Origin of the sequence: Streptomyces sp. S465 (assembly GCF_026898115.1) — a bacterium.
Taxonomy (GTDB): domain Bacteria; phylum Actinomycetota; class Actinomycetes; order Streptomycetales; family Streptomycetaceae; genus Streptomyces; species Streptomyces luomodiensis.
In genome coordinates this window covers 6,796,234-6,809,754 of sequence record NZ_CP114036.1, presented here as the reverse complement: position 1 = coordinate 6,809,754, position 13,521 = coordinate 6,796,234, and the positions used below count along the sequence as shown (strand labels likewise).

The following is a 13,521-nucleotide window of genomic DNA, read 5'->3' as shown; positions in this document are numbered from 1 at the left end:
GTGTTCTCCTCCCCCGCGACCACTCCACGTGGAAGACGGGGCAAAGAACTGACGCGTCGTTGCTGGCCCCCTACGACGTCACGCTCCACAGGTCCACGAGGGACTAGCGGGCGACGCGGAGTCTCGCCTCCCATACCCGTCGATGGTTCGTTCATCGGGAGGCGCGACGTGCTCCTCCCGGCCTCAGGCGTTACGGTTCGAGGGATCCTTGGGCTGCCAGACCCAACGAACGGCGCGGGCATCGGGCTGGGGCTGGGCTGGCGAGGCGGGTCCACAGGCGGTACCGGGCCGTCAGCCGGCGTATGCATGGGCGCCTTGGGGAGCGTGGTGGTCGAGTCGATGTGAGTGCCCGTCGCCTCGCGGTGGCTCGGTCGCGTTTCCACGTTCTGTGCCGTCATTGGCGCATTCCCTTGCGCCTGTGGCAAACGGCTCACACTTGGCCCTGTGTCAGGCACCCCCTCTGCTCCTGAGCCCGAGTCGTATCTCCGCTCGGCGTTCTGCGGATCACCCAGCATAGAAGGCAGCATTTTGAACTGCGGCTCCCGCTCCGCCGCCATCGTCTCCTGTGCCGCCCGGTAGGCCGAGGAGAGGCGCTCCATCTGGTGCTTGGCCTCTTCGGTGTCGCGTCGGGCGGCTTCCTGGGCGGCCGGGTCCTCGTGGGCTGCCTTGGGGTCCCTGGACTCGGGCATGGCGGACTTGGTCTCGGAGAGGGCCTGGCCGGCCTGGGCCACGTGTTGGCCGACGGTGGAGGTGAACTGGCCGAAGCGCATGACCTCCAGGGCGAAGTCGTGGGCCCATTCGCGGAAGGCGGAGCCGCCCTCGCCGGTCCATTCCACGCGGGACACGTGGCGGCGCAGGTCGGAGCCGATGTCGAGGATCTTCGGGCCGGCATCGCCCAGGGCGGTGCCGGCTGCGGTCAGTTTGTCGGGGTCGGCGTTGGCCAGCATGGCCCGTAGCGCCTCCACCGACAGGCCCTCGAACTCCCCGTTCCCCATGTCTCCCCCTACCTGAAGTCCGAGTCGGCGGTGCCGGACTTGCCCGTGCCGGTCTGCGGTGTGTCCTTCTCCTGGTGCGCGCCGGGCCGGCCGTCCGCGTTCGGGCCGTAGTACTCGGCCGTGCGCTGCTGGATGGCGCGGAGGCGGGCTGCTTGCTCGGCGTCGATGCTCTCGTAGCCGCGGTCGGAGATCTGGACGGCGATGCCGAGGGCCTCGAGCTGGTCGCCCAGTGTCTTGGAGAACTGCTCCAGCCGGGCGTGCAGCTTCTCGTAGGCGCCGGCGAGGTCGCCGGCGGCGGTGAAGCCCGCGCCGAAGGCGGCGTGCGCGACCGTCTGGTCGCTGATTTTGCCCTTGGCGGCCGGTGATTCCTCGAGGTCGATCAGGATCTTGTCGATCCGGCTCTTGAAGCTCGCCAGTGTCTCGGCCTCCACCTTGAGGTCGGAGTCGCCGCGTGCCCTGCTCGCGCCGGCGTCGCTCACCGGGACCCGCGCCTCTCACTCATCGAGATTCCCCCTGCGGTGTTCATGATGACGGTCGGCACCACCTTAGTGGCAGAGGGTGCACGGCCCAACTACATTGCGGTACGGCCGCGTTGGCGTTTCCCGGGCATAGTTCGGATAGGTTGGATAGTTCGGGTAGTTCGGGCATCGGGCTTATCGGGAGAAGGGTTGAGTGAGTTTCCGGCGGGCTGTGGTCGATCCGCCGAGGGGATTGTGTGTCCGCTGTCCACCGGCGTCAGCTGAGCAACGCCAGCAGAGCAGCGGCCACCCGCGGATCCCACCAGTCCGCCGCCACATGCAGCCACGGACTGAAGCGGCTGTCGTGCTCGACGCTCTCGTTCCTGCGGCCGACTCTTCGCCAGTCCAGGACGGCCCTGCCCGTGCCGCCCGTCCGCCACCTGATCCGGCGTGGGAAGGGCAGTGCGATGTCCTCCTCAAGGGTGAAGCTGAGCGCGATCGCGAGGGGGATGTGCACCGGGGCGAGCAGCCACCACAGCCACCACCACACCATCCGCCCCTTGAGCCCCACGGCCTCCGGTGCCCCCGTCTGTCGCACGGTCCACCGTGGCCTCAACCGGCCGCCGCGCAGGGCCGGTTCGTAGGTGATGGTCGCCAGGTGTTCACCGGCCGCGCCGGTCACGTGGTACGTGACCGGCGAGCCCTTGCCGGCGGCCTGCGGCACGAGGTGGGCGTAGACGCGCGTTCGGTACGGGTCGGCCCAGAGGGTGATGGGGGCGAGGGGGTCGCCGCCCGCGCCGGGCTGGGAACGGCGCTCGGGGTGTGCCAGCGTCTCGATGGGCCATCTGCGCCCCTCGGGCAACGCACGTATCTGGGCGGAGACACTCTCGTCCTTCGGCCTGTCCCCCCACCCCGGCGTGTCCGGCGTGCGCAGCCATAAAAAACGGCTCATGTGTCACCGGTCCGGGGTCGGCACATGCCGACCCCGCCAACCCCGCCAAGCGGACAACGTCACTTGCTCACCAGGCCGCGCGCCGTCGCGTACACATCCAGGACGGCGAGCACCAGCGGTGTGATCGACAGCAGCATCGCTCCCTCGACCAGGTCTCCGAAGCGGCCCCAGAAGGGCGTCACGCTCTTCTTCGGGACGATCAAGGCGATCGCGATGAGGATCAGGGCGCCGAAGGCGACGGAGGCGGTCAGCCAGACGGTACGGATGTTCAGCGGGCCGCTGTCGCCGCTGAGCAGGTCGATCACGGCGCTCGTCGGCGGGTTGAGGGCGAGTCCCAGGATGAGGAGGGCGAGGGAGACGATGCCGGACGCCAGGACGCAGGCGACCTGCCAGGTGTACCGGAAGAGACGGGCGCGCAGCAGCATCGCCAGACCGGCGGCCAGGGCGAGCAGTTGGGCCCATGCGCCGTCGGAGAAACCGAGGACCGCCGACGAACCGACGACGACCGCCGCGCACCCGCCGACCAGGCCGAGGAGGAGCTCGTGACCGCGCTTGACCTGGGCCGCGATCCGCTCGCCGTCGACCGGCCGGGCGGCGGCGGACGACGGGGTGTCCGGGTCGAGGCCGCCGGAGGCGCCGTAGTCGTTGCGCGAGGTGTCGCGGGGGGCGACGTATCCGATGGGCAGCCGGGCGGCGCGCGCGGAGAGGCCGGGGAGGAACGCGATGGCGGCGATGGCGACCGCCACGCAGACGGCCGCGGTGCCCGCCGCGCTGGTGTCGGTCAGGATCTGGCAGAAGGTGGCCACCGTGCCGAAGGCCGAGAGGACGACGGCGGCGACGAACGGGGCGTCGCCGGAGGGCATGGCGGCGACCAGAGCGACCGACACGATCAGGACGGCGACACTGCCGAGCAGGAACTGAAGCCGCCCGATGCCCTCGCCCGGGTCCAGCGCCAGGGCGCCGGAGCCGCCGATCATCACGTGCGGGAGTGCCGCGAGGCCGAGGGCGACGGCGGAGCCCCGGTCGTCGTAGACCCGGGCCCGTACGCCGGCGAAGACCGCGAGCAGCAGGCCGACACCGCCGGCGATGATGCCGGGCAGGCCGTGCATGTCGTGCTTGACCGGATCGGCGAACCACAGCACGAAGCCCATGAAGACCAGGAGCAGGGCCCCGCCGAAGAGGCCGCAGGCGCGCAGGTAGCGGGCGTTCCACAGGGCGTGGTCGCCGGCCACCGTCGAGGCGATGGCGTCGGAGACGTCGTCGCGTACGACGGGTGGGAGCGATTGCGCGAAGGGACGCATGGACAGCACGTCGCCGTCCAGCACGCGCTGCGCCGCGAGGGAGCGGGAGCCGTCCAGGACGGTGCCGTCGCGGCGGACGAAGTGGTAGCCGACCGGGGTTCCCGTGGGCTGGGTCTGGCCGGTCAGCCGGAGCATCTCCGGATACAGATCCGCAAGGGCTATGTCGTCGGGGAGGGCGACGTCGATGCGGCTGTCGGGTGCGACGACCGTCACTCGGCAGAAACCGGTCGATGTGGTCGAACTCACCTGCGGGGCCCTCTCATTAGCGTCTCGCCGCGTCTTCCGTCCGGACGCGTCATGTCTGACAGTGTGCGGGAGGTCACCCTACCGGGCGCCGATTATCGTCCCGACACGTAGGATCGGTTCGTTGCCGGGCAGGCGCCGCAATGACACGCCGCGAGCGTGCGCGCGGTCCTCAGCAGGTCCTCAATTGTTCAGCCGTATCGGGGGATAGACAGGCCGATGAGCCAGATCATCGTGAAACGTCCGCCTCGGGAGACTCCGCCCGAGATGCCCGCGGATGAACTCCGACTCGAATCCCCTCCTGAGTTGCCCCGCGGCACTCAGGAAGGCATGGCGATGCAATTGCTTCCCATGCTCGGCATGGGGTCGTCGGTGGTCTTCTTCTTCATGCCGAATTCGGCACCGTTCATGAAGATCATGGGCGTGATGATGTTGCTGTCGACCGTATCGATGGCCATCGCACAGGCGATCCGGTATCGCAAAGGCGCGCAGGGCGAAGCGGTGGAGGGCCGCCGCGACTATCTCAAATACCTCGCCAAGACCCGGCGGAGGGTGCAGCGTACGGCGCGCGCGCAGCGCGACGCGCAGTTCTTCCTCCACCCCTCCCCCGAGCAGCTGTGGTCGCTGGTGGCGGAGGGCAGCCGGCTGTGGGAGCGGCGGATCACCGATGACGACTTCGTCCAGGTGCGGATCGGGCTCGGGCCCCAGGAGCTGTGGACCCCGCTGGTGGCACCGGAGACCGCCCCGGTGGAGGAGTTGGAGCCGCTGTCGGCGGGCGCCATGCAGCAGTTCCTGGCGGTCCACCGGTCGCTGGACGGTATGCCGATGGCCGTCAGCCTGCGGGCCTTCTACCACCTGACGGTCTCCGGCGAGCCGGAGACCGCCCTGGGGACGAGCCGGGCCCTGGTGGCGAGCCTTGCCGCGCTGCACTCGCCCGAGGACCTGGTGATCGCGGTGGTGGCCGCGGCGGGCGCCACGGAGGAGTGGGACTGGGTCAAGTGGCTGCCGCACACCCAGGTGCCCGGATCGGTGGACGGAGCCGGGACCAAGCGGCTGTTCAGCGACAATCTGGCCGAGGTCGAGGATCTGCTGAAGAACCAGCTGGAGGGCCGTTCGCGGTTCAACCGGGACGGGCAGCCGCTGTTGGACGCGCCGCATGTGGTGGTGATCCTGGACGGCGGTCTGGTGCCGCCCGACTCGTTGCTGGCCGCCCAGGAGGGCCTCCAGGGCGTGACGGTGCTGGAGGTCATCCGTGGCGGCCTGGACGAGCTGCGCGGCGGTCTGTCGCTGATCGTACGGCCGGGTCTGCTGCGGGTGGAGTCGGCGTCGGCCGTGTACGAGGGCGTACCGGACGCCCTTTCGCTGGCCGGTGCCGAGGCGCTGGCGCGGCAGCTCGCCCCGCTGCGGATCTCCGCGGGCGGCGGGGACGACGAGCCGCTGCTGACCAACCTGGAGTTCACCGATCTGCTCAATCTGGGCGACGCGGCGTCCATCGACCCCGCGGTCACCTGGCGGCCGCGCTCGACGGCGGAACGGCTGCGCGTGCCGATCGGGGTCGGCGAGAGCGGCGCCCCGGTCATGCTCGACCTGAAGGAGGCGGCCCAGGAGGGCATGGGCCCGCACGGCCTGTGTGTGGGCGCGACCGGCTCCGGGAAGTCGGAGCTGCTGCGGACGCTGGTGCTGGGCCTGGCCGTCACCCACTCCTCCGAGACGCTCAACTTCGTCCTGGCGGACTTCAAGGGCGGCGCGACCTTCTCGGGCATGGCGGAACTGCCGCATGTCGCGGCGGTCATCACCAACCTCGCGGACGATCTGACGCTGGTCGACCGCATGCGCGACTCGATCACCGGTGAACTGCAGCGCCGCCAGGAGCTGCTGCGCTCCGCGGGCAACTACGCCAATATCCACGACTACGAGAAGGCGCGTGCGGCGGGCACCCCGCTGGAGCCGCTGGCCTCCCTGGTCCTCGTCATCGACGAGTTCAGCGAGCTGCTGACGGCGAAGCCCGACTTCATCGAGATGTTCATCCAGATCGGCCGCATCGGCCGGTCGCTCGGGGTGCATCTGCTGCTGGCCTCCCAGCGTCTCGAGGAGGGCCGGCTGCGGGGTCTGGACACCTATCTGTCGTACCGCATCGGTCTGCGGACGTTCTCCGCCGCCGAGTCCCGTACGGCGCTCGGCGTTCCGGATGCCTATCACCTGCCGTCGGTGCCCGGTTCGGGGTATCTGAAGTTCGGTACGGAGGAGATGGTCCGCTTCAAGGCGGCCTATGTGTCCGGCCCCTACCGCTCGTCCACGTCGACCGTGGTGGGCAGCGGCCCCATCCCGACCGACCGCCGCCCGGTGCTGTTCACCGCCTCCCCGGTGCCGGTCCGCTTCGCCGAGCCCGATCCGGCCTTCACCTACACGGCGGACAGCGACCGGGGGGACGACGCGCTCGCGGACACGGTGCTGGACGTCATCGTGCACGGGCTGGAGGGACGCGGTCCGGCGGCGCACCAGGTGTGGCTGCCGCCGCTCACCGAGGCGTCGTCCCTGGACCAGCTGATGCCGCAGCTCGCGGTGTCGCCCGAGCGCGGTCTGCACGCCTCCGGCTATGCCCGCAGCGGTGGTCTGTGCGTCCCGATCGGCATGGTGGACAAGCCGTTCGAACAGCGGCGGGAGATCTTCTACCGGGACTTCTCCGGCGCGCAGGGCCATATGCTGATCGTCGGCGGTCCGCGCTCCGGGAAGTCGACCGTCGTGCGCACCCTGGCCGGGTCCTTCGCGCTCACCCACACCCCGCACGAGGTGCAGTTCTACGGTCTGGACTTCGGCGGTGGCGGCATGATCGCCATCGAGGGGCTGCCGCATGTCGGCGGCGTCGCCTCACGTCTGGACCCGGAGAAGATCCGCCGTACGATCGCCGAGGTGACCGGCGTGCTGAACCGGCGCGAGGAGTTCTTCCGGGACAACAACATCGACTCCATCGGTACCTACCGGCAGCTCCGCGCCTCCGGGCAGCTGCCGGGTGAGTCATGGGGCGACATCTTCCTGGTGATCGACGGCTGGCAGTCCTTCAAGACGGACTACGAGGCGCTCGAGCCGATCGTCGCCGACATCGCGACGCGCGGCCTGGGCCTCGGGGTGCACCTCATCGTCACGGTCACCCGCTACATGGAGATGCGAGCGGCGCTCAAGGACCAGTTCCTCTCCCGGCTGGAGCTGCGGCTCGGCGACCCGATGGACTCCGAGCTCGACCGTAAGGTCGCCGCGAACGTGCCCGTGGGTACCCCCGGGCGCGGCCTCACCCCGGAGAAGCTGCACTTCCTGGGCGGTCTGCCGCGTATCGACGGCACGTCGGGCAACCCCGAGGACCTGGCCGAGGCGACCGCCGCGTTCGTCAGGGCCTCGGTGGACAACTGGCCCGGTCCGCACGCGCCGCAGGTGAGGATGTTGCCGCGATCGCTGTCGGTGCGGGAGATCCCGTCCGGTCATGAGCAGCCGGAGCGGGGTATCGCGATCGGTATCGACGAGATGAACCTCGAACCGGTCTTCATCGACTTCGAAACCGACCCTTTCTTCGCCATCTATGGCGAGTCGGAGTCCGGGAAGACGGCTCTGCTGCGGCTGCTCATCAAGCAGATCACCGAGCGCTACACCCCGGAGCAGGGGTTGTTCGTGGTCGGCGACTACCGGCGCAGTCTGCTGGAGGTCGTGCCCCAGCCCCATCTGGTCGGCTACGGCACGACGCAGAACGCCTTCGAGAAGTACATCACCGATATGAACACCCTCATCAGCCAGCGCATCCCGGGGACGGACGTCACCCCGCAGCAGTTGCGCAACCGGAGCTGGTGGTCGGGGCCGCGGGCCTTCATCGTGGTGGACGACTACGACCTGGTCGCCACCTCGTCCGGCAACCCGATGGCCGCGCTGGTGGACAACCTGCCCTACGCGCGGGACGCCGGTGTCAACATCATCGTGGCGCGGACGACGGCCGGCGCGGGACGCTCCTCGTACGAGCCGTTCATGCAGCGGTTCAAGGAGCTGGGCGCACAGGGCGTCGTGCTGTCGGGCTCGCCGGGCGAAGGCGAGCTGCTGGGCCAGGTCAAGGCGCGGCCGCTGCCGCCGGGGCGGGGCTTCTTCGTCTCCCGGCGCGGCGGGGCGTCGCTGATCCAGACGGCGTGGGTGCCGACGGTGGACTGAGGCGGGAGCAGCGTCTGGCCGGGCCTGGAGCAGGGCAGGGCTCGTACGGGCCGGGCTGTCCCGGCCCGTACGAGCCCTGCCGCTCAGCGAGCGCTCTCCCAGCCGCTCACAGCTCCCTGACCAGCCGAGCGGCCACCTTGAGCGGGACTGAAGGGTACTGGCGCCTGACCTCGAGGAGAGCTCGCCCCACACCCCTCGTCTCCCGGATCCGCAGCACGGCCGCACAGTCCACGGAGCCGCGAAACTCCTCGAACGACGCGAAGTTCTCGGCGTACCAGGCCCGCTCCTGCCGCTCCTTATGCCGCCTCGCCAGCAACTCGGCAGTCGCCGGGCTGAGGACCACAAGCGCGAAGAGGAGACAGATCACCCAGATCGGAGGGAGACCGATGGCCCAGTCGGTGAGCAATGGCGACACCAGCCACACAAATGACGCCACCCCGACGGCCCAGAGGGCGACGCGCGGTCCGTACACAGGCTCTCCTCAGATCGTCATGTCGGGCACGTCAGGCCGTGCCCACCGGCCAATGGCCGTTCGGAAACGAGCTGTTGTCGTTGGCGTTGCTCTTCAGGTCGGCCATGGCCTTGGCCTGGTCGCCCAGCACGCCCAGCAGAGTAGTCACCGCGCCGGCGATGACGAGCCAGCCGGCCACTCCCTCACCCATGGCGACGATCGCGGCCGGGATGGCGCCGACGACGGTCGTACTCGCGGCAAGCGCGCCGGCCATGGCGGGGATGAACTGGATCAGGAAAGCAGCGATCGCTCCGTAGAAGGCCACTCCGGCAATGGCGGCGGTGAGCAGGATATCCGCGATCGAATTCGCGTTGCTCGCGACCTGACCGGCCGCGGCGGACTGCGGGAAGACGGCGTTGGTGTACGCGTCAGCTCCCTCGCCCTTCCACTGCTTGGGAGCCTGGAGGTTGAATTTCTGGGTGCTGGACGAGGCGGTGGTCGCGTCGCCGTGAATGCCCTTGCCCTTCCAGCTGTTGGCGTCGATGAACAACATGACCGGGGCGACGACGCCCTCAAGGAAGTGGCCGATCTTGGTGAGGATCCCGTTCACCCACTCGATGAGCTTGTTCGCCGCGGCGACCACCGCTTTCGCCACGGTCGCGGGAACGTACCAGTGATCCACCGCCCCGTTGATGTTCTTGCCGAAAGTGGTGAGGTCCTTGACGAGCTTGTCCAGCTTGTCCTCGATCTTCTCTATGAGCGTTTCGAACTGCGTCTGACTGAATGCCATCGCCTTCCCCGTCTCCCCGTACGCCGCCGGCTGCTAGTAGGCGTCTTCCACGGACTTCGTGGTTTCCACTTCATGATCGTCGTACGCCTTCGCGTTCTTGACCAGCGCGTCGGCGATTTCCGTCATCCGCTTCTCTCCCTCGGAACACCGCCCCGAAAGATGGTCGATGGCATCCATGTAGGCACCGAAGAACATCTGGTACATGCCCACCTGGAGCCGATCGCGTTTCAACCCGCTGATGTTGGTCCCGACCGTGCCGATCGCCCTGCCCTGCTCGTCCCACATTTTGGCGTCAGCGCGTATCGCGTCCGTGATGACCTTGAGCTTGCTCATGGGCCCTCTCTCCTTTCCGTATCAGTCCAAGAAGCGCTGAGGGTCCTTGATCATGGCCAGGAACTCGTTCATCAGACCGTCCGCATGCAGGTTCGCGACGCCGGCCGCGCCGGGGCTCTCAGCGCTGCCGAGCTTGCCGCGGGCGTCGTTCAGGGCCTCGTTGAGCGCCTGGTTCAGCCGGACGGTCGACTGCCCGGCGGCCCACTGCGGGTCCACTTCGCAGGAGACCAGGGCATGCGCGGTGACGGTGATGGTGACCCGGCGCGCGGCGGAATCTCCCGTGACCTCCGGCGGCAGAAACGCGTTGGCGTCCAGCTGGTCGACGGCGTCGAGTGCCGTGAGGGCGTCCTCGATCGATTCGTCCATGGGCCTGCGGAGGACGTAACGCACATCGTGGTCGGAGATCTCGGGGAACGGACGGGCGGGTGCCGTCGACGCGGACGAGGCGGGGCCGTCGTCGAGTTGCTCGGCCCGCGCTTCCCAGCCGGACTGCTCCAGCGAACGTGACCAGCGCTCCAGACGGTCGCTCATGGCGGACTCGAACGCCTCGACGACGGCGCTGCCGAGGTCCCCGACGGCCCGTCGGCGCTGCCAGTCCGACGCGATCTTGATCGACTCCGGAAGTCCGTCGGCGCCCAGGGACACGGAGACGGCACCCTGCGGGTCCGTTCCTTCGGAACTCTGGGGCACTCGGTCGCGCATGTCCGACATCAGCCGCTGTAGATTCTCCGCATACTGCTGGAACTGTTGCAGTTCACGGAAGATGTCCTCGCTCACGCTTCCCCCTTACTGACCAGTTCGCGAAACCGTCATACCTTTGCGAACAAATGGCCAGAGCGCAGATGTGTTGCATAACCTTTGCTTCGCACGCTAGCACGAGGTAACGGCTGTCACCGATGGGGCAACTGCTCCTGTAGCGAATTCGGAACGTGCTTGGGGAATACGTCGGTTCGAACGGGTCATCACCTGGGCGAGCCCGCCCGGCGGCGGACCGCGAACAGCGCGAGGCAGACCACGACGAGGACGCCGACCGCGCCCAGGACCCACGGAAGAACGCCACTGCCGCTGCCGCCGTCGTCGCTGCTGTCGGCCGCGGTGTCGCTCGCCGAGGAGCCGCCCTTGGCCGGGGCCGGGGACTGGCCCTGCGACGAGGAGGGGGACGGGGAGCCGTCCGCCTGCGCCGGCACCAGGGGGTTGGTGTCGGCCGAGCCCGGCTCTCCCTTGTTCTCGAGGACGTTGTAGCGGGGACGGATCGTGCCGTAGCCGATGTAGCGACTGGGAATCTCACCCTCGGTGGGCTTTCCCGCGGTGTCCATCATGACGCGCAGCACCTGATTACCGTTCCAGGACGGGTGCTTGGCCCAGATGAGAGCGGCTGCGCCGGAGGCGATGGCCGTAGCCTGGCTGGTGCCCCAGCTGCGGCAGTAGCCGGCCTTGCCGATACAGCGGATCGGGATGTCCTGACCCGGTGCGGCAAGAGCGACGAACGATCCGTGGTTCGAGAACTTGGTCACCGTCGACGAGGAGTCGACTGCGCTTACTCCGGCCACCCCCTTGCTGGCTGCCGGATAGGTGACGTCGTTTGACGTCTCCCCGTCGTTACCCGAACCGGCGAGGAGCAGTTTGCCACGGCTGACCGCGTAGTCCACCGCTTTCTGTAGCTTGCCCTGTTCACTCTTGTTGAGCTGATAGTACGGGTAGGCCAGCGACATGTTGATGATCTGGGCATCGCTGTCCGCAGCGTAGCGAATGGCATTGATGAGACCCGGAACGCTATTGGTTCCTGACTCTTTCGTCGAACCGAATACCGTGAGCGGCAGAATGCGCGCATCCGGAGCGAGACCCTTGATGCCCTGGCCGTTGTCTCCGTTTCCGGCGATGAGCATGGAAATAGCCGTACCGTGCCCGTCCGGGTCCGTACGGGCGTCCTTGCTCGGTTCCACGAAGTTCTTGCCCTTGAGCACCTTCCCCTTCAGCTCCGGGGCTGACGCGTCGACCCCGGAATCAAGGACCGCGACCGTGATGCCCTCGCCTGTGGTGACCTTCCACATGCTTTCCGCCTGCATGCGGTCCAGATACCACTGGCGCTCCCGCATGCTCTCCGCCGTGGCGGCGGGGGCGATCAGCCCCATGATGGCGAGCAAGGACGCGAGCAGCGAGATGACCACTGCCGTCCGGCTCCGGAACTGGTTGAGCGTTGTTTCCATATCGCCTGTTCGTCCTGTGCTCGCCATCGTCCGCGGCTTCTGCGGAGGGGCTTTACCCGATCACGGGAGGCACGGTGCCGCACCGGCCCTCGTTCCGGGTCTCTTCGTCCTCGGTCGGATGGTCGGGCACCTCCCGGCCTTCCTCGCGCTGACTCTTCCGTCGCTCGGTGCGTCCCGGCGCGGCGGGGCCCCGTCCTTCGGTCGCCCCCCGGACGAGCCCGCTCCCACCGGGGGTGAACTCCCCGCCGGTCCGCAGCTCGCTGGTGCGACGCACCGTACCTTCGGTCCGGCCCGGGGCCGCAGCCCGCCGGTTCGGACCGGCGCCGATGACGCCTCCCGGCCGACCGGCCGCGGACACCCCAGGCCCCGCACCGGAACCCACGCGGCCCACAGGCCCGGTCGCTTCCCTGCCGATGACCGTCCCCCGAGTCCCTCGGGGGTTCCCGCTCGTGCCCGCCTGGGGGTTGGGCATACCGCCGACGATGCTCCTGTCGGCGCGCGCGGTGTTGTTGGGCCGGGCGTTGACCGGCTGGACCTGTCCGTTCGACAGCCTGGGATTGGCGATGGGGTCCCTCGTGCCGCCGGTCCCCACGGTGGGATTGACCTTCCCCACGGAGGGGTTGACCTTGCTCACCGTGGGATTGACCTTGCCCACAGAAGGGTTGACCTTGCCCACACCGGGTGTGGTTCTGGTCGTCGGCGGCAGCGATACGGGCAGGCCCACGGGCCCGGGTCCGTCACCGACCGGCGTCACCGGGGGCGCACCGCCGGTGGGAAGCTGCGGCGGGGTGGTGGTGGGCGGCAAGTGCTGCACACTGTCGATGTTGGTGTGCGTGGAATCCGGGACGGTGACGTGCCCCGGGCTCTCCGGGATCGACGGAGTGCTGACATGTCCCGGCGAGACATGCCCTGGCGAGCCCGGAGTCACCGTGGACGGGTTGGTCACATGCGGCGACGCCCCGCCGGAGACGCCCGTCGTGTGGAAGGTGCTCCCGGAACCACCGGACGTACTGTAGCTCTCCTGTCCGCCGCCCACTGCGGTGTCAGGGAGCATCTGACTCGGCAGCGGTTTGAAGACCGGCTCGTCCTCCTGGGCAGCCGCGATGGTCTCCTGCGACGACCTGTAGTACGAGGCCAGCTTGTACATCTGCGGAAGCGCCTCGTCGCGGACCTTTTTCAGGCCCTCCAGGCGCTTCTCTTCCTTCTCCTGGTCGGCGTAGCACACCTGGGAGCCCGCCGGCCGATCCGGCATCGACTTCTTGACCTCGCTGAGCGCCTGGCCCGCGGTCTCCATGGCGGTGCCGACGGAGCCGGCGAAGCTCGCCAGCTTCAGTGCCTGGTTGGCGAAGTCGTCGCCCCAGTTCCGGAACGCGTCGCCGCCCTCACCCTTCCAGGTGACCCTGCCGACGCGCTTCTTGAGCTCGTCGCCGATTTTCTCGATCTCGCCCTGCGCCTTCGTCAGCGCATTGCCTCGCCGGATGATCTCTTGCTCATCCGTACCTTCGATCATGGCGAGCATGTCTTCGAACGACGCATGCTCAAAACTGGTGATGTTGTAGCACATCCTGAGCGGCGGCAGCTTGCTGGATTCGCCCATGTCTACATC

10 protein-coding genes are annotated in these 13,521 nt (G+C 68.6%); 1 reads left to right on the top strand and 9 read right to left on the bottom strand.

All coding sequences use genetic code 11. From position 1 onward, the window contains the following. Positions 1–1,003: 1,003 nt before the first annotated feature. From N6H00_RS28885 to eccD, 3 genes are all read right to left on the bottom strand, one after another. On the bottom strand, positions 1,004–1,474 hold the full coding sequence (locus tag N6H00_RS28885) for a hypothetical protein (RefSeq protein ID WP_268974750.1): 471 nt from the start codon (positions 1,472–1,474) through the stop codon (positions 1,004–1,006). A gap of 256 nt (positions 1,475–1,730) precedes the next feature. Further along, positions 1,731–2,405, bottom strand: coding sequence for a hypothetical protein (locus N6H00_RS28880; protein WP_268974749.1), 675 nt, complete (start codon positions 2,403–2,405; stop codon positions 1,731–1,733). Between the two features lie 59 nt (positions 2,406–2,464). Next, a complete protein-coding gene (eccD, locus tag N6H00_RS28875; RefSeq protein ID WP_268974748.1) occupies positions 2,465–3,952 on the bottom strand; it encodes a type VII secretion integral membrane protein EccD in 1,488 nt (495 codons plus the stop codon). Positions 3,953–4,168: 216 nt separating this feature from the next. Between eccD and eccCa the strand changes: the two genes are divergently transcribed. After that, positions 4,169–8,134 carry a type VII secretion protein EccCa gene (eccCa, locus tag N6H00_RS28870; protein ID WP_268974747.1) on the top strand — a complete coding sequence of 1,322 codons (3,966 nt, stop codon included), beginning with the start codon at positions 4,169–4,171 and terminating at the stop codon, positions 8,132–8,134. A 106-nt stretch (positions 8,135–8,240) separates the two neighbouring features. Here the strand turns inward: eccCa and N6H00_RS28865 are convergent, their stop codons facing one another. The 6 genes from N6H00_RS28865 to N6H00_RS28840 form a co-directional block, all read right to left on the bottom strand. Continuing rightward, entirely contained in the window at positions 8,241–8,606 is a 366-nt protein-coding gene (locus N6H00_RS28865; RefSeq protein WP_268974746.1) for a hypothetical protein, read from the bottom strand. 31 nt (positions 8,607–8,637) lie between these two features. Continuing rightward, positions 8,638–9,375: a hypothetical protein gene (locus tag N6H00_RS28860; RefSeq protein WP_268974745.1), complete on the bottom strand. Its 738-nt coding sequence runs from the start codon at positions 9,373–9,375 to the stop codon at positions 8,638–8,640. Positions 9,376–9,408: 33 nt separating this feature from the next. Continuing rightward, positions 9,409–9,708, bottom strand: a complete 300-nt coding sequence (locus N6H00_RS28855) for a hypothetical protein (RefSeq protein WP_268974744.1) — start codon at positions 9,706–9,708, stop codon at positions 9,409–9,411. Positions 9,709–9,729: 21 nt separating this feature from the next. Then, entirely contained in the window at positions 9,730–10,485 is a 756-nt protein-coding gene (locus tag N6H00_RS28850) for a YbaB/EbfC family nucleoid-associated protein (RefSeq protein ID WP_268974742.1), read from the bottom strand. A 185-nt stretch (positions 10,486–10,670) separates the two neighbouring features. Continuing rightward, positions 10,671–11,915 (bottom strand): type VII secretion-associated serine protease mycosin, encoded by a 1,245-nt coding sequence (gene mycP, locus N6H00_RS28845; protein ID WP_268974741.1) that lies wholly within the window; start codon positions 11,913–11,915, stop codon positions 10,671–10,673. Positions 11,916–11,967: 52 nt separating this feature from the next. After that, complete coding sequence (locus N6H00_RS28840) at positions 11,968–13,512, bottom strand: WXG100 family type VII secretion target (protein ID WP_268974740.1); 1,545 nt, start codon at positions 13,510–13,512, stop codon at positions 11,968–11,970. Positions 13,513–13,521 lie beyond the last annotated feature (9 nt).

Coding starts and splice junctions, on each gene's coding strand:
- N6H00_RS28880 (WP_268974749.1), bottom strand. CDS start 2,405: ATGAGCCGTTTTTTATGGCTGCGCACGCCGGACACGCCGGGGTGGGGG.
- eccCa (WP_268974747.1), top strand. CDS start 4,169: ATGAGCCAGATCATCGTGAAACGTCCGCCTCGGGAGACTCCGCCCGAG.
- N6H00_RS28860 (WP_268974745.1), bottom strand. CDS start 9,375: ATGGCATTCAGTCAGACGCAGTTCGAAACGCTCATAGAGAAGATCGAG.
- N6H00_RS28855 (WP_268974744.1), bottom strand. CDS start 9,708: ATGAGCAAGCTCAAGGTCATCACGGACGCGATACGCGCTGACGCCAAA.
- mycP (WP_268974741.1), bottom strand. CDS start 11,915: ATGGAAACAACGCTCAACCAGTTCCGGAGCCGGACGGCAGTGGTCATC.
- N6H00_RS28840 (WP_268974740.1), bottom strand. CDS start 13,512: ATGGGCGAATCCAGCAAGCTGCCGCCGCTCAGGATGTGCTACAACATC.